Source organism: Phenylobacterium sp. (assembly GCF_036563385.1).
Classification (GTDB): domain Bacteria; phylum Pseudomonadota; class Alphaproteobacteria; order Caulobacterales; family Caulobacteraceae; genus Phenylobacterium.
This window is the reverse complement of record NZ_DATCML010000012.1, coordinates 321,082-336,024: the sequence shown is the minus strand read 5'-3', so window position 1 is coordinate 336,024 and position 14,943 is coordinate 321,082. Positions and strand designations below refer to the sequence as shown.

The 14,943-nt window shown below is 71.3% G+C and carries 14 protein-coding genes; 11 read left to right on the top strand and 3 right to left on the bottom strand.

Annotated elements, in window-relative coordinates:
- Positions 1 to 3: 3 nt before the first annotated feature.
- From VIL67_RS12820 to VIL67_RS12810, 3 genes are all read right to left on the bottom strand, one after another.
- Positions 4 to 744, bottom strand: a complete 741-nt coding sequence (locus VIL67_RS12820; protein ID WP_332049291.1) for an ABC transporter ATP-binding protein — start codon at positions 742 to 744, stop codon at positions 4 to 6.
- Positions 741 to 1,745, bottom strand: coding sequence for an ABC transporter substrate-binding protein (locus VIL67_RS12815; protein WP_332049290.1), 1,005 nt, complete (start codon positions 1,743 to 1,745; stop codon positions 741 to 743). Before VIL67_RS12815 ends, VIL67_RS12820 begins: the two co-directional genes overlap by 4 nt.
- A 463-nt stretch (positions 1,746 to 2,208) precedes the next feature.
- A complete protein-coding gene (locus VIL67_RS12810; protein WP_332049289.1) occupies positions 2,209 to 4,020 on the bottom strand; it encodes an ABC-F family ATP-binding cassette domain-containing protein in 1,812 nt (603 codons plus the stop codon).
- Between the two features lie 84 nt (positions 4,021 to 4,104).
- Between VIL67_RS12810 and VIL67_RS12805 the strand changes: the two genes are divergently transcribed.
- The 11 genes from VIL67_RS12805 (at position 4,105) to VIL67_RS12755 (ending at position 14,921) form a co-directional block, all read left to right on the top strand.
- Positions 4,105 to 4,569 (top strand): YcgN family cysteine cluster protein, encoded by a 465-nt coding sequence (locus tag VIL67_RS12805; protein ID WP_332049288.1) that lies wholly within the window; start codon positions 4,105 to 4,107, stop codon positions 4,567 to 4,569.
- Positions 4,570 to 4,629: 60 nt separating this feature from the next.
- Positions 4,630 to 5,865, top strand: a complete 1,236-nt coding sequence (locus VIL67_RS12800; RefSeq protein WP_332049287.1) for an alpha/beta fold hydrolase — start codon at positions 4,630 to 4,632, stop codon at positions 5,863 to 5,865.
- Positions 5,866 to 5,973: 108 nt separating this feature from the next.
- Entirely contained in the window at positions 5,974 to 6,933 is a 960-nt protein-coding gene (locus VIL67_RS12795; RefSeq protein ID WP_332049470.1) for a DnaJ C-terminal domain-containing protein, read from the top strand.
- A 72-nt stretch (positions 6,934 to 7,005) separates the two neighbouring features.
- Positions 7,006 to 7,290, top strand: a complete 285-nt coding sequence (locus VIL67_RS12790; protein ID WP_332049286.1) for a PepSY domain-containing protein — start codon at positions 7,006 to 7,008, stop codon at positions 7,288 to 7,290.
- A gap of 31 nt (positions 7,291 to 7,321) precedes the next feature.
- Complete coding sequence (locus VIL67_RS12785; RefSeq protein WP_332049285.1) at positions 7,322 to 8,011, top strand: response regulator transcription factor; 690 nt, start codon at positions 7,322 to 7,324, stop codon at positions 8,009 to 8,011.
- A gap of 16 nt (positions 8,012 to 8,027) precedes the next feature.
- Entirely contained in the window at positions 8,028 to 9,404 is a 1,377-nt protein-coding gene (locus VIL67_RS12780; protein ID WP_332049469.1) for an ATP-binding protein, read from the top strand.
- A 100-nt stretch (positions 9,405 to 9,504) separates the two neighbouring features.
- A complete protein-coding gene (locus VIL67_RS12775) occupies positions 9,505 to 10,878 on the top strand; it encodes a hypothetical protein (protein ID WP_332049284.1) in 1,374 nt (457 codons plus the stop codon).
- A gap of 44 nt (positions 10,879 to 10,922) precedes the next feature.
- Complete coding sequence (gene ccmI / locus VIL67_RS12770; RefSeq protein WP_332049283.1) at positions 10,923 to 11,999, top strand: c-type cytochrome biogenesis protein CcmI; 1,077 nt, start codon at positions 10,923 to 10,925, stop codon at positions 11,997 to 11,999.
- Positions 11,996 to 12,502 carry a cytochrome c maturation protein CcmE gene (ccmE, locus tag VIL67_RS12765; protein ID WP_332049282.1) on the top strand — a complete coding sequence of 169 codons (507 nt, stop codon included), beginning with the start codon at positions 11,996 to 11,998 and terminating at the stop codon, positions 12,500 to 12,502. The genes ccmI and ccmE overlap by 4 nt, the downstream gene beginning before the upstream one ends.
- Positions 12,499 to 14,472: a heme lyase CcmF/NrfE family subunit gene (locus tag VIL67_RS12760; protein WP_332049281.1), complete on the top strand. Its 1,974-nt coding sequence runs from the start codon at positions 12,499 to 12,501 to the stop codon at positions 14,470 to 14,472. The genes ccmE and VIL67_RS12760 overlap by 4 nt, the downstream gene beginning before the upstream one ends.
- A complete protein-coding gene (locus tag VIL67_RS12755) occupies positions 14,469 to 14,921 on the top strand; it encodes a cytochrome c-type biogenesis protein (RefSeq protein WP_332049280.1) in 453 nt (150 codons plus the stop codon). The genes VIL67_RS12760 and VIL67_RS12755 overlap by 4 nt, the downstream gene beginning before the upstream one ends.
- Positions 14,922 to 14,943 lie beyond the last annotated feature (22 nt).

Below are 14,943 nucleotides of genomic sequence, written 5' to 3'. Positions count from 1 at the left end.
GCCTCACGCCGCCATCCCCTCGGCGAGCAGGCTGGAGACGGCCTCGGCCGTCTCGCGGAATGCCGCGGTCGTTCGGAAGCCGGGCGGCCGGGGCAGGGGGCCGGCCACGGCGGCCTCGCCCGCCGCGCGGCCGGGGCCGCGCGTCATCACCACCACGCGGCTGGCCATGTAGGCGGCCTCCTCCACGTTATGGGTGACGAAGACGATGGCCGGCTTGGACTGGGCCCACAGCGCCAGCACGTCGTCGGCGAGCGCCCGGCGGGTGATCTCGTCGAGGGCCGCGAACGGCTCGTCCAGCAGCAGCAGCCTTGGCTCGGTGACCAGAGCGCGGGCCAGCGACACCCGCATGGCCATGCCGCCCGACAGCTGCGCCGGCCGCGCGTCGGCAGCGCCGGCCAGGCCGACCCGCGCCAGCGCGGCCTCGGCTCGGGCGGCGGCCTCCGCCTTGCGGACACCCGCGAGCTCCAGGGGCAGGGCGGTGTTGGCCCGGGCGCTCAGCCAGGGCGCCAGGGTGGGAGCCTGGAACACCACCGCGGTCTCCCCACGCCCCGGCGCCCGCAACACCTCGCCCCGTGTGGGGCCCTCGAGGCCGGCGAGCAGCCGCAGCGCCGTTGACTTGCCGCAGCCCGACGGGCCGACCAGCGCCACGATCTCACCCTGGCCGACGGTCAGGTCGAACGGCCCCAAAGCACGTCCGCGCCCGGCGTACTCGACCTCCACCTTCCTGAGCGCGGCGACGCTCACTTGGGCAGGAACTGGAGGGTGTAGGCCCGCTTCGGGTCGAGGCTCTTCGGATAGACGCCCTGGCTGCTCGCCACATCGAAGAAGGCCTGCCAGCGCGCGTCGGTCATCGCCCCCGTGGGCAGGTTCTCGTCGCCCGCCACGATGCGATAGCTCTTCAGCTTGGCCCGCGCCTGGTCCAGCACGTCCTGGGTCATCTCGGGGTTGTCCTTGCGGATCAGGGCATCGGCGGCCGAGGCGTCGCCGTTGAGATAGTCGTTCCAGCCCTTGGCCGAGGCCTCTACGAAGGCGCGCACGGCGTCCGGGTTCTTGGCGATCAGGCTGTCGGGCGCCAGCACCATGGTGGCGTAGCCGGGGTAACCCTCGTCGGCGAGCAGGAAGACCTTCGGCTTCAGCCCGGCGGCCTTCTCGATGGTGTAGGGTTCGGAGGTGACGTAGCCCTGCTGGACCACGCGCTTGTCGGCCAGGAAGGGCGCCGAGTTGAAGGTGTACTTGCGCACCTGGTCGTCGGTGAACCCGTACTTCGCCTTCAGCCAGACCCAGAAGGCGGTCACCGAAGCGTCGGAGAGCAGGATCGGCCGCCCCTTCAGGTCGGCGATGGAGTTCACCGCCGGATCGGGGTGGGCGATCAGCACCTGCGGGTCCTTCTGCATGTAGGCCGCCACGGCCTTCACCGGCACGCCCTCCTGGGCGAGGTTCATTACGATGAAGCTGTTGGAGCCCATGCCCATCTCGACCGCGCCGGAGGCCAGCAGCTGAGGCACGTTCACCCCTGGCCCGCCCTGCACGATCTGCACGTCGAGACCGCGCCTGGCGTACTCGCCGGACGCCAGCGCCTGGTAGAAGCCGCCGTGCTCGGCCTGGGCGCGCCAATCCGTGGCGAAGCGGATCACCGTCCGCTGCGGCTGGCTCCCCCCCGTCGCGGCCGCGTCCTCCTTCTGGCCTGGCGAGCAGGCGGCGAGCAGCGCGGCGAAGGCGACGGCGAGCAGGCGCAGAGACTTCATGGCGATCCCCCGATCAGGCGAGGGAAACCTAGCGGATGGCGGCCCAAGGCCAAGCCCCAATAGCAAGAGGGCGGCGCTCCGGTTTCCCGGGGCGTCGCCCTCCTTTTCCAGATCCGTTGGGGGATCTGCGCCGTAAGGTCGTCGCGATGTCCGTTCGCGGGTCGCCCCGCTGGTTTCGATCGCTTCGTCGCCGGTTCCATCTGCGGGTCCCGGGTCGCCCCGGTTCCGTGCGTCTGGAAGAAGCTTCCTGCTCGTTTGAGCTTCCCGGTCGCCCGTTCCGCTCCGCGCCGCAGCTCCTCTCGACAACTTGACGGTGCGCCCGAACCGGCTATGAGGCAAGCGCTCCCGAGCGCCGCCTTGCGGGCCCGGCGTCACTCTGCTGTGAAGAAACTGTTAACAACCTGCGGGTCGGCGGCCGATCCGTGAGCGTCTTCAGCAGCTTCAAGATATCCACAGGAAACCGCTAGCGGCCGGCCTCCAGCGCCTCGCGCCGCTCCTCCAGCGTCAGCCACTCCTCCTCGGCCGCCGCCAGCTGGGCGCGCGCCGCGTCCAAGGCCCGCGAGTAGCGATCGTAGGCCGAGGGGTCCTTGGCGTAGAGGTCGGGGTCCGAGAGGCCCTTCTCCAGCACCCCGATCTTCTTCGGCAGGTCGTGGATCAGCGCGTCCAGCTCGGCCAGCCGGCGCTGCTCCTTGAACGACAGCTTGGCGGGCGCCGAGGCGCTCGCCGCCGGCTTCGGCTTGCTTGCAGCCCTGGCCGGCGCAGGCTCGTCCTGGCGTGCGAAGAAGCCGGGGTTCTGGGCGATGAAGTCCTGCCAGCCGCCCGGCGTCTCCACCGCCCGGCCCGTGCCGTCGAGGCCGATGGTCGAGGTCGCCAGCCGGTCGATGAAGTCGCGGTCGTGGCTGACCAGCACCAGGGTCCCCTCGTAGTCGGCCAGCAGGTCCTCCAGCAGGTCGAGGGTGTCCATGTCCAGGTCGTTGGTCGGTTCGTCCAGGACCAGCACGTTCGACGGCTGGGCCAGCGCCCGCGCCAGCAATAGTCGGTTCCGCTCGCCGCCGGACAGGCTGCGCACGGGCTGGCGAAGCTGCCCCTCACGGAACAGGAAGTCCTTGGCGTAGCCCGCGTAGTGCATGGGCCGGCCGCGGACCATCACCTGGTCGCCCCCGTTCGGCGTCAGCACGTCCTTCAGCGTCATCTCGGGCTTCAGCGCCGCCCGCGACTGGTCGATGTAGGCGACCTCCAGGTTGGTCCCGAGCTTCACCTCGCCGCTGTCGGGAGCCAGCTCGCCCAGCAGCAGCTTGACCAGCGTCGTCTTGCCCGCACCGTTGGGACCGACGATGGCCGCCCGGTCGCCGCGGATGATCCGCGTGGAGAACGGCTTCAGCACCACCCGCTCGCCGAACGCCTTGGAGATGCCCTTGGCCTCGGCCACCCGCTGGCCCGACACGCCGGCCGTGGCGAGCCCCATGTTCAGCTCGCCACGTTGATCCTTGAGCCACTGGCTCTTGGCCGCCCGCATGTCGTTGAGGCGTCGCAGCCGCCCTTCGTTGCGTGTGCGGCGGGCGGTCACCCCGCGCGCCAGCCAATGCATCTCCTTCTTGATCGTCACCTCGAGCCGGCGGGCCTCCTCGGCCTCCTGCGCCTCGATCTTCTCCGCCCAGCCGTCGAACCCCGCAAAGCCCTCGTCCAGCCGCCGCACCTGCCGGTGCTCCAGCCAGAAGCAGCGCTTGGTCGTCCGCTCCAGGAAGGCGCGGTCGTGGCTGATGATCAGCACGGCGGCCCGGCTGGCGGCCAGCTCCGCCTCCAGCGTCTCGATCGCCAGGATGTCCAGGTGGTTGGTGGGCTCGTCCAGCAACAGGACGTCGGCGTCCTCGGCGAAGGCCCGCGCCAGGGCGGCGCGCCGGATCTCGCCGCCCGACAGGCCCGTCGATGGCTTGGCAGGATCGAGGCCGAAGGTCTGCAGGGCGGCCTCGGCGCGGTGCGGCTCGGCGCCGCCGCCCGTAGCGTGGTCCAGCAGCGTGGCGCCTTCGATCTGCGGCTCCTGCGGCACGAAGGCGATGCGCGTGCCGGGCGTGATGGTCCGCTCGCCGCTGTCGGCGTCGATCTCGCCGGCGATGACCCTCAGCAGGGTCGACTTGCCCGCGCCATTGCGTCCCACGAGGCAGGCGCGGACGCGCGGCTCCAGGCCGATGTCGACGCCGTCGAACAGCATCACGGGGCCGTCGGCGAGCCGGACGTCCTTCAGGGCCAGGATGGGCGCTCTCATGGGGGCGCTCAAATAGAGGCTCGCCGCCCCGACGGGAAGCCGCGCGATCGGACGCGGGGGCTTGGGGCGCGGGCCGGAAGCGACTAGATGCGCCCGATGTCGCGTGAACCCTTCTGGCGCCGCAAGAGCCTCGAGCAGATGACCGTGGCGGAGTGGGAGAGCCTCTGCGACGGCTGCGGCCTGTGCTGCCTGGTGCGCTTCGAGGACGAGGACACCGGCGAGATCATCCCAACGCGGGTCCACTGCAAGCTGTTCGACGCGAACCGTTGCGCCTGCTCCGACTACCCCAACCGCCGCCGCCATGTGCCGGACTGCATCAAGCTTACGCCGCACAACATCGAGGCCCTGGAGTGGATGCCCAAGAGCTGCGCCTACCGCCGCATTCATGAGGGGCGCGACCTTGCCGACTGGCATCCGCTGATTACCGGGGACCCCGAAAGCGTGCACCGCGCCGGCGTGTCCGTCCGCGGCCAGACTGTCAGCGAGGCGGCCCTGGCGGACCCCGAGGACGCCCTAGACTTCGCCGCCCCGGACCTCCTGGAGGAACGCGGCCGCGACTAGGCCGGCCGGAACCTAAGCCGTTTCCGAAGGTTCCAGCCCCTTGGTGGTCGGAGACCCGGGATGATGCTGCTTTCGCTCTACCAGCGCGTCGCCGCGCTGCTTTCGCTTGCGATCCTCGCGATCGGAGCTGGGTTCATCTGGTCGTGGTTCCGGCTGCGCGACATCCTCGCGGACTATCCCGATCAACTGATGGACAGCCAGGACTGGCGGCTCTGGGCGGGGGGGCTGCTGATCGCGTGGGCGCTGCTCGGCCGCATCCCCGTCAGCCTGCTGCTCGGCGAGCCCGGCGACGACGGAGACCGACTGCGCCGCCTGCCCGGCGAAATGGTGGAGACCCAGGACGGGGCGCGGCTGCACGTGGAGCGCACTGGCCCCGTCGACGCCCCGGTGCTGATCTTCGTGCATGGCTGGGGCCTGGAGGCCGGGGTCTGGTGGGAGGCGCGGCAGATGCTCTCCGACCGCTATCAGGTGGTGACCTACGACCTGGCCGGCCTCGGCAAGTCCAAGCCCTATCGTGACCGCCGCTACAGCCTCGACCGGTTCGCCGACGACCTGATGACGCTGGTCTCTGAGGCATGTCCCCGCAAGGTGGTCCTCGTCGGCCATTCCATCGGCGGCATGACCGTGCAGACCTTTTGCCGCCGCTACCCGGAGACCCTGGGTCGGCAGGTTGTGGGCGTGGTTCTCGAAAACACCACTCACACGGATCCCCTGCTGACCACCGCGCTCGGTGAAGGGCTGCAGTCGCTGGAGCCGATCATCAAGCCGTTGACGAAGCTCGATATCCCGCTCCAGCCGCTCGCCTGGCTCATGAACTGGCAGAGTTATCTCTCCGGCGCGACGCACCTGGCGATGCGCTTCGGCGGCTTCGGAACCACGCCGACCAAGGCCCAGCTGGAGCAGGTGGCGCGGGCGGTCACTCGCAACGCCCCGGCTGTCCAGGCGCGGGGCAACCTGGCGATGATGGACTGGGACGTGACCGCCGACCTGCCGGAGATGCGCATCCCAGCGCTGGTGTTCCTCGGCGGCGCCGACCTGGTGACGGTCGCCCAGGCCGGCGAGACGATCGTGCGCCGCATGCCGCAGGCCCGGCCCGTGCACGTCAGGGACGCCGGCCACCTCGGCCCGCTCGAGCTGGCGCACGAGTACAACACCGCCATCGCCCGCTTCGCCGACGAAGTCTTCACCCGCGGCGCGCGCTCGGCGGACAGCGTGCAGGGGCGGGAGCCCTACAAGCCGCAAGCCGGCGAAAACGCCCTCAGCTTCCCCGCGGTGCCTGGCACATGGCCCGGCTGACGACCCACAGGTCTGTGATAATTTTATCACATCGTCCCTTGCGTGCATCCGGCGGCGGACCAATCTACAAGCCGGAGGTCTTGGGACATGTGGGCAGAGGCTGAGGATTTGGCGCGCGACCCCTATCAGGAACTGGGCGTCTCCCGCTCGGCGAGCGCGGACGAGATCCGCAAGGCGTTCCGCAAACTCGCCAAGGAAAACCATCCCGATACTAACCCGGGGAACAAGACGGCCGAGGAGCGCTTCAAGCGCGTCAGCGCCGCGTTCGACATCCTGGGCGACCCGGACAAAAAGAAGAAGTTCGACGCCGGCGAGATCGACGCCGACGGGCGCGAGACGGCGCGCGGCTTCGGCGGCCACAATCCGTGGGGCGGGAGCCCCGGCGGCGGCAACCCTTGGGCGGAGGGCGGCTTCCAGCGGCGCAGCGGTCCCTACCAGAGCGAGAGCTTCGAGGGCGTCGACCTGGGCGACATCCTGGGCGAGATGTTCGGCGGCGGCCGCGCCGGCCGGGGCGGCGCCGGCGGCGGCTTCGGGGGGTTCTCCCAGCGCGGCGCCGATGTGCGCGCCAAGCTGGAGGTCGACCTGCTGGACGCCATCCGGGGCGGCAAGCGGCGGATCGCCTTTTCCGATGGGCGCACCGTCGACGTGACCATCCCCAGGGGCGCCCAGGACGGCCAGACGCTCAGGCTGAAGGGGCAGGGGGCGCCGGGCCGCTCCGGCCATGGCGACGCCTTCATCGAGCTGAAGATCCTGCCGCACCCGGTGTTCCGCCGTGAGGGCGAGGTGCTGGTCGTGGACGTGCCGGTCACGGTCTACGACGCCGTTCTCGGCGGGAAGGTGGAGACCCCGACCCCCGACGGTCCGGTGTCGCTGACGGTGCCCAAGGGCGCAAACACCGGGTCGCGCCTGCGGCTGAAGGGCCGCGGGCTTGTCGACGCTCAGGGCCGCCGCGGCGACCTGTTCGCCCGGCTTGTGGTCACCCTGCCGGACACCGTCGACCCGGAGCTCGAGCAGATCGCCGAGAGCTGGCGGCAGAAGCGGCCCTACGCGCCCAAGCGCCGGACGTGACAGGGCGCCGCAGGCGGGACATAAACCCCCTATTCAGGCCCGGTTCAGTCGCGGCCGGATAGATCTAGGGCCATGAAACGCTTTCTCGTCATCGCCGCCCTGCTGGGAGCCGCCGCCGCGCCGCTGGCGTCGCAAGCCCAGCCCGTGCGCCTGCAGCAAGTGCAGGCCGGGCGCCCGGTGCCGCTGTCGCGCGTTCTGGACATGATCAGCCAGCAGATTCCGGGGCGGCACCTGAACACCACCATGGGCGACGCCGACGGCCGCCCGGCCTATTTCGTCCAGTGGCAGACGCCCGACGGCCGCGTCGTCGTCATCGTTGTGGACGCTCAGAGCGGCCGGATCATCGGGCGGCAGTAGCCCTCAGGGACTGAAGGAAGGGACGCGAAGCGTGCGCATCCTGCTAGTTGAAGACGACCCGGATCTGTCGCGCCAGCTGAAGCTGGCGCTGGCGGACGCCGGCTATGCGGTGGACCACGCTCCGGATGGCGAGGAAGCCCAGTTCCTGGGCGAGACCGAGCCCTACGACGCCATCATCCTCGATCTTGGCCTGCCCAAGGTCGACGGGGTGTCGGTGCTGGAGCGCTGGCGGCGCGAGAACATGGCCACGCCGGTGCTGATCCTCACCGCCCGGGGCGCCTGGAGCGAGAAGGTCGCCGGGTTCGACGCAGGCGCCGACGACTACCTGACCAAGCCCTTCCATACCGAGGAGCTGCTGGCCCGGCTGCGGGCTCTGCTGCGGCGCTCGGCGGGCCACGCGACGCCGAACCTGTCCTGCGGCGGCCTGCGTCTCGATCCGCGCGCGGCGCGCGCCAGCGTCAATGGCGAGCCCCTGCGCCTGACCTCGCTCGAGTATCGCCTGCTGCACTATCTGATGATGCACCAGGGCCGGGTTATCAGCCGAACGGAGCTGGTCGAGCACCTCTACGACCAGGATTTCGACCGCGACTCGAACACCATCGAAGTGTTCATCGGGCGGGTTCGCAAGAAGATCGGCGCCGACCGCATCGAAACCGTCCGCGGCCTCGGCTACCGGCTGACGTGCCCGCCGGAAGAGGTGGGCCAGGCCGCCACCACGTGACCCTCGCCCGGTGAAGATGCCCGGTGCGCTCGGCCGCCCGTCGCTGGCGCGGCGGCTGGTGCTGCTGGCCTTCGGTTGGAGCCTGGCCGCGCTGGTCATCTCCGCCGTGGTCCTCGCCCTGCTGTTCCGCCAAGCCGCGGAGCGTCGCGTGGACCAGACCCTCAGCGAACTCATCGACAACCTGCTGTCCAACTCCACCGTCGAGGCGGGCGAGGTCTTCGCGCCGGCGCTCACCGACGAGCGTGCATTGCGGGCCTACTCCGGCCGTTACTGGACCATCGCCGCGCCGACGCCAGAGGGGCGGGTGCGGCCGCTGGTGCGCTCCTACTCACTGTTCGATTCCGAGCTGCCCACGCCAGCGGACCTCGTGTCGAGGCTGAAGGCGAACCCCGCCGAGCCCATCGCTTACGACACGCGTGGGCCGCTCGAGGAGCCGATCCGGGCCCGCGCGCGGTACGCCGTCCTGCAGGGTGTGCCGGTGATCTTTCTGGCGGCCGAGGACCGCACCTCCATCGATCGCAGCGTGCTCAACTTCGCCGCCTGGACGGCCGGCGCCTTCGCCCTGTTGGGCGCCGGCCTGGTGGCCGCCATCATCATCCAGGTGCGCGTCGGCCTGCGCCCCGTCTTCGAGCTGCAGCACGAGGTGGCGGCGGTCCGCCGCGGCAAGGCCGAGCGGCTGCAGGGCGCCTATCCCTCCGAACTCGTTCCTCTGGCCGATGAGCTGAACGCGCTCCTGGCCCATAACCAGGAGGTCGTCGAGCGGCAGCGCACCCACGTCGGCAATCTGGCGCACGCCCTGAAGACGCCGATCTCCGTCATGCTGACCGAGGCCGGCCAGCGTCCGGGGCCGCTGGCGGAGGTGGTCAGCCGCCAGGCCGAGACCATGCGTCAGCAGGTGGACCACCACCTGCGGCGCGCTCGCGCCGCCGCCCGAACGCAGGGCCAGGGGGAGCGCACGCCCGTGGCCGAGGTGCTGGACGAGCTCTCCCGAACCCTGGAGCGGATCTTCCGCGAGAAGGGCGTCGCCATCGACTGGGACGCTCCGGACGAACTCATGTTCCTCGGCGAACGGCAGGACCTACTGGAGATCGCCGGCAACGCCATGGAGAACGCCTGCAAGTGGGGACGCAGCCGCGTGCGGGTGCGGGCGGCCGCCACCGGGGCCGAGCGTTTCCGCCTGACCGTGGAAGACGATGGCCCGGGCCTGCCGCCTGAGCGCCGCGCCGAGGTGGTGCGCCGCGGCGCCCGGCTGGACGAGAACGCCCCAGGCTCGGGGCTGGGGCTGTCGATCATCGATGAGCTCGGCCGCGCCTACGGCGGGACCTTGAAGCTGGGGGATTCGCCCATGGGCGGGCTGCGGGTCGAGATCGACCTCCCGCAGGCCGAGGCCTGACCGCCGGCCGTCGGTCAACGTCCCTAACTTCGGAAAACCTTAACCGGCTCAGCGGCATGGTCCGCGTGTGCGGGCGCATGTCCGCTCTGTGGAGCCGCGTATGGTCGCGCTGTCCGAGCGCAAGATCGCCCTCGTGAGGAGCCTCGTGGCCGCCGCCCCCGACAAGGTGGTGGGCGGGCTGCAGGCGGCGCTGGCCGATCACATGGGCGACTCTCCCCTGAGTGGAGTGCGGCGGCTGGTGGAGGCGGAGGCCGCCGAGCGGCGGCTGCGCAACATGGTCCTCATGCCCATCGTGCCGCTGTGCGTGGGCAACGGCGGCGACCGCCAGGGCCTGAACTTTCCGGCCATCACCCTGGGCTACCTCTGGAAGGGGCTGAAGGCGGTGGACCCCGACGGGGTGCGCGCCGCGTCCGCCGCTCTCTATGACTATCGCCCCGGCGAGAGCTCCACCGCGCCGTTCGATGAGCTTCTCCGGCGCGCCGCCGACGCAGTGCGGGGGGGCGAGCCGCGCGAGTTCTTCCTGGTCCGCACGTTGTGCGAACAGTCGCGCCCGGGCGCCGGGGCCGCCTTTCAGATGTGCCTGGACCTGGCCCCGGTGGTGCGCCGGGCCGCCTACCGCCTGGCCGAGTGGACAGCTCACTTCGGCGACGACACCACCGCCGGCGCACGCCTGGCCTATCGCGACGCCTGTGCGGTGGCCGACGACGCCGGCCCGACCTTCTTCGAGATGCTCGCGGCCCACCTGCCGCACCCGTGGATGGTGCTGCGGATCATCTCGGCGGTGATGGACAAGCCCAACGAACGCTATCTGTCGCAGAGCGAGCTCGGCGGGTTCGCCGAGCGGGTGATGGACGACATCGACGTCGCCCTGCGGGGCATCCAGCACATCAACGTGGATGGCGGCGAGGCCGCTGCGCGCGAGGCCGCCGCGCAGGTGGAGCGCGTCACCCTTCAGGTCGCCGAGATCGAGAGCTGCATCACCATTCAGCGCGACGCAGGCTGGGGACAGCGTCTTTTCAAACAGAAGAACGCGCTCGCCGCGGTGGTCGAAGGGCGAATCCGGGAGGCCGAGAAGTACGCCGCCCTCGCGCTTCCGATGCAGCCGGCGAGGCTGCGGCGCATCCGCCGGATGATCCCGCGCCACACGCTGCCGCCGGACCCCCGGTATGTGAGTCGCGCCCTCACCCTCTTCCACTTCGTGCGGGAGATCCGCTCGAGCGCCAACTACGGAGGCTTCGCCTCGGCGCGTAGCCGGATGCTCGAGAAGGTCGGCGACATGCTCGACCACTACGTCGAGGAGACCCTCGACCTGTTGAAGCACCGCGACTGCGAAAACGAGGAGATCGCCCGCCAGCACCTCGCGGTGGTCGTCGAGTTCAGCCGGCTGGTCCGCGACGACAAGGCCGCCGACCTCGTCCGCCGCCGCGCCGCCGCCGTCGACGCCTACCAGCCGCCGATGGCCGCAGGGGGCTGATCGCCCTCTCGCGCTGACCGACGCTTTCGGCTAAACGGCGCCCCATGATCGCGTTCTGGGCGGTCGCCGGCGTCCTGTCCGCCGCCGCGGCCGGCCTCATCCTCCTCCGCGCCGCGAAGGCCGCCTCGCAGGGTGAGGCGCCCGACCCGACCCCCATCCTCTACCGCCGGCAGCTCGCCGAGATCGACGACCTGGCTGAGCGCGGCCTGATCGCGGAGCCTGAGCGCCGCACGGCCCACGCCGAGGCTGCGCGGCGCCTGCTGTCCGCGGCCGAGCAGCCCGGTCAGGCCTGGCGCCCCGACGCGGGCTCCCGCACCGGCGTGCTGGTCGCCGCCGTTCTCGCGCCCGCCCTGGCGCTCGGCCTCTATCTCGGCCTCGGCTCCCCGGGCCTGCCGGACCAGCCCTTCGCCCAGCGCTTGGAGACTTGGCGAAAGAGCGAGCTCACCAGCCTGCAACCGGCCGAGATCGCCGCCGTGCTGAACCGGGTGGCCCGCGAGCGCCCGAACGACCCGGAGCTCTATCGCTTCCTGGCCATGGTGGAGTCGGCCGCCAACAACCCGCCCGCCGCCGTGCGCGCCCTGCGCCGCGCCACCGCCGTGGCGCCTGAACGCGCCGATCTCTGGGTGCTGCTGGGGGAGGCCTACGCCACCCAGGCCGGCGAGGTCGACGAGGACGCGGCCCGCGCCTTCGGCGAGGCGCTGAAGCGCGACCCGAGGCTGATCGAGCCGCGCTTCTACTTGGCTCGCCAGAAGATCCTCTCGGGCGACCGGCAGGGCGGGCTCGCCGAATGGCGCGGCCTGCTGGCCGAGGTCCCGGCCGGGGACCCACGCGCCGAGGTGCTGAAGCGGGCGATCGCCGAGGCCGAGGCGCTGCCGGCGCAGCCCTCCGTCGCCGGCGATCAGATGGCGGCCATCCAGGGGATGGTCCAGGGCTTGGCCGAACGGCTGAAGACCGCCCCCGACGATCCCGAGGGCTGGGTGCGCCTGGTCCGCGCCTACGCCGTGCTCGGCGAGGCCGCAAAGCGCGACGCCACGCTGTCGCAGGCCCGTGCGCGCTACGCGGACAATCCCCAAATCCTGAGTCAGCTCGCGCAGGCCGCGCGGGCGGAGCCGATGCGATGAGCCTGCTGCCGAAGTCCCCCAAGGCGCGCCGCCGCCTGACCCTGATCGCCGCCATCGCGCCCGTGCTGGCGCTGGCCGCCGGCCTGACCTTGTGGGGCCTGCGGGACTCCATCTCGTTCTTCTACACCCCCTCCCAGGCTGACGCGGCCAAGCCGCCGCCGGGGCGCTCGATCCAGCTCGGCGGCCTGGTGGCCGCGGGCTCGGTGGTGAAGCATGCCGACGGGCGCGTGGAGTTCACCGTCCAGGATCAGGCCGCGGTCGATCGCGTCGTCTTCCAGGGCGATCTGCCGGACCTGTTCCGCGAAGGCCAGGGTGTGGTCGCCGTGGGCGCCTTCCGTGAGGATGGCGTCTTCGAGGCGAAGCGTGTGCTCGCCAAGCATGACGAGCGCTACATGCCGCGCGAGGTCTCCAAGGCGCTGAAGGAGCAGGGCGAGTGGTACGGCGAGGGCGACAAGCCCATGCACGACCAGCCGCCGGTGGCGCCGCAGAGCCGCGCCCTATGATCGCAGAGGTCGGCGCGTTCGCGCTCATCCTGGCGCTCGCCGTCTCGGTCGCCCAGGCGGCCCTTTCGGCCGTCGCACGGGTCCGCCGCTCGCCGGTCCTGGCGGCGGCTGGAGAGGCCTCGGCCCTGGTCGCCTTCCTGGGCGTGCTGGTCGCCTTCGCGGCCCTGATGCACGCCTTCGTCACCTCGGACTTCTCGGTGGCCAACGTGGCCGCCAACTCGCATAGCGACAAGCCGCTGCTGTACCGGGTGGCGGGAACCTGGGGCAGCCACGAGGGCTCGATGCTGCTGTGGTGCCTGGCGCTCACCGGCTATGGGGCCGCCGCGGCCCTGGTGGGCCGCAGCCTGCCGGCCGGCCTGCGGGCGCTGACCATCTCGACGCAGGGCGTGCTGGGGGTGGTGTTCCTCGCCTACACCGTCTTCGCCTCCAACCCGTTGGCTCGCCTGAGCCCGGCCCCGGTGGAGGGTCGCTCGCTCAACCCGCTGCTGCAGGACCCGGCGCTCGCCTTCCACCCGCCGTTCCTCTACGCGGGCTACGTCGGCATGTCGGTGGTCTTCTCGCTGGGCATCGCCGCCCTGATCGAGGGGCGCGTGGACGCCGCCTGGGCGCGCTGGGTGCGGCCCTGGACGCTGGCCGCCTGGAGCATGCTGACGGTCGGCATCACCCTCGGCGCCTTTTGGGCCTACTACGAGCTCGGCTGGGGCGGCTGGTGGTTCTGGGACCCGGTGGAGAACGCCTCCTTCATGCCATGGCTGGTGGCCGCGGCCCTGCTGCACTCGGCCATTGTCACCGAGAAGCGCGGGGCGCTGCCCGGCTGGACGGTGTTCCTGGCCCTGGCCTCGTTCTCGTTCTCCATGCTGGGCGCCTTCCTGGTGCGCTCGGGCGTGCTGACCTCGGTGCACGCCTTCGCGGTCGACCCGACACGCGGCGTGCTGCTGCTGATGATCTTGGGGCTAAGCGCCGGCGCCGGCTTCGGGCTCTTCGCCTGGCGCGCCCCCAGCCTGGCGCAGGGCGGCGTGTTCGCCCCGATCAGCCGCGAGAGCGCCCTGGTGCTCAACAACATCCTGCTGGCGGCGGCGACCGCCACCGTCCTGCTGGGCACCCTGTTCCCGCTGATCCGCGAGGCGGCCACGGGCGAGGCGATCTCGGTGGGGCCGCCCTACTTCAACCTGACCTTCACCCCGCTGATGACCGCCTTGCTGATCCTGCTGCCGGCGGGGCCGCTGCTCGCCTGGAAGCGCGGCGACGCCCGCGGCGCGGTCCAGCGGCTATGGGCCGCCGCCCTGATCGCGGTGGCCGCCGGACTGCTCACCCTGTTCCTGGTCAGCCCCAAGCACGCCTGGGGTGTCGCCGGCGTGGCGCTCGGAGCCTGGCTGATCGTGGGCGCGCTCGCCGAGATCCTCGAGCGGGTCCGCGCGTTCCGGGCGCCCGCTGCCGAGAGCCTGCGTCGGCTGACCGGCCTGCCGCGGGGCGCCTGGGGCATGACGCTGGCGCACCTCGGCCTCGGCGTGTTCGTGCTGGGCGCCGTTTTCGAGACCAGCTGGAAGGTTGAGGCCGCCGAAACCCTCCCCCTGGGCGGCGCGCTCGACGCTGGCGCGTACCACGTGGTCCTGCAGGACATCCAGGCGGTGCAGGGCCCCAACTACGAGGCCGAACGGGCGCAGCTGGCGGTCACCCGCAACGGGCGGCCGATCTGCGCGCCATCGCCGGAGCGGCGCTTCTATCCGGCCGGCGGCCAGACCACCTCGGAAGTCGGCATCTGCTACCAGGGCATGAGCCACGTCTATGTGGTGCTGGGCGAGCGCCGGGCCGGACAGGACGGGCCGGTCTGGCTGGTCCGCGCCTACTGGAACCCCTGGGCCACCCTGATCTTCATCGGTCCCACCATCATGGCTCTGGGCGGCCTTGTCTCGCTGTCGGACCGTCGCCTTCGGCTGGGGATCGGCCGCCGCAAGGAGCAGCCTGCATGAGGCTTCGCGCCGCGCTCGCCCTTCTGGCCGCCGTCTTCTGCATGGCCGCCGCCTCCGACCCGGCCGAGCGGCTGCCGGATCCGGCGCAGGAGGCCCGCGCCCGCGAGATCTTCAAGGACGTGCGCTGCCTGGTCTGCCAGAACGAGTCGATCGACGACAGCGACGCCGAGCTCGCCCAGGACCTGCGCAAGCTGGTCCGCGAGCAGGTGGCCGCCGGCCGCAGCGAGAGCCAGATCAAGCAGTACCTGACCGACCGCTATGGCGAGTTCGTCCTGCTCACCCCCGCCTTCTCGGCGGGCAATCTGGCGCTCTGGCTGGTCCCGTTCCTGATCGTCCTGGCGGGGGCCGCCTTGCTGTTCGCCCGGCTCCGGAACCGAACGCCGGACGCGGAGCTTTCGGAGGACGAGGCGGAGCGGCTGCGCCGGTTGGCGGACGGCGAAACACACTGACACGATGACGCCAAATATCCGA

Bases quoted from the DNA above. Each gene is read 5' to 3' on its own strand.
- VIL67_RS12815 (WP_332049290.1), bottom strand. From the start codon at position 1,745: ATGAAGTCTCTGCGCCTGCTCGCCGTCGCCTTCGCCGCGCTGCTCGCC.
- VIL67_RS12805 (WP_332049288.1), top strand. From the start codon at position 4,105: ATGTCGCGTGAACCCTTCTGGCGCCGCAAGAGCCTCGAGCAGATGACC.
- VIL67_RS12800 (WP_332049287.1), top strand. From the start codon at position 4,630: ATGATGCTGCTTTCGCTCTACCAGCGCGTCGCCGCGCTGCTTTCGCTT.
- VIL67_RS12790 (WP_332049286.1), top strand. From the start codon at position 7,006: ATGAAACGCTTTCTCGTCATCGCCGCCCTGCTGGGAGCCGCCGCCGCG.
- VIL67_RS12780 (WP_332049469.1), top strand. From the start codon at position 8,028: ATGCCCGGTGCGCTCGGCCGCCCGTCGCTGGCGCGGCGGCTGGTGCTG.
- VIL67_RS12775 (WP_332049284.1), top strand. From the start codon at position 9,505: ATGGTCGCGCTGTCCGAGCGCAAGATCGCCCTCGTGAGGAGCCTCGTG.
- ccmI (WP_332049283.1), top strand. From the start codon at position 10,923: ATGATCGCGTTCTGGGCGGTCGCCGGCGTCCTGTCCGCCGCCGCGGCC.
- ccmE (WP_332049282.1), top strand. From the start codon at position 11,996: ATGAGCCTGCTGCCGAAGTCCCCCAAGGCGCGCCGCCGCCTGACCCTG.
- VIL67_RS12760 (WP_332049281.1), top strand. From the start codon at position 12,499: ATGATCGCAGAGGTCGGCGCGTTCGCGCTCATCCTGGCGCTCGCCGTC.
- VIL67_RS12755 (WP_332049280.1), top strand. From the start codon at position 14,469: ATGAGGCTTCGCGCCGCGCTCGCCCTTCTGGCCGCCGTCTTCTGCATG.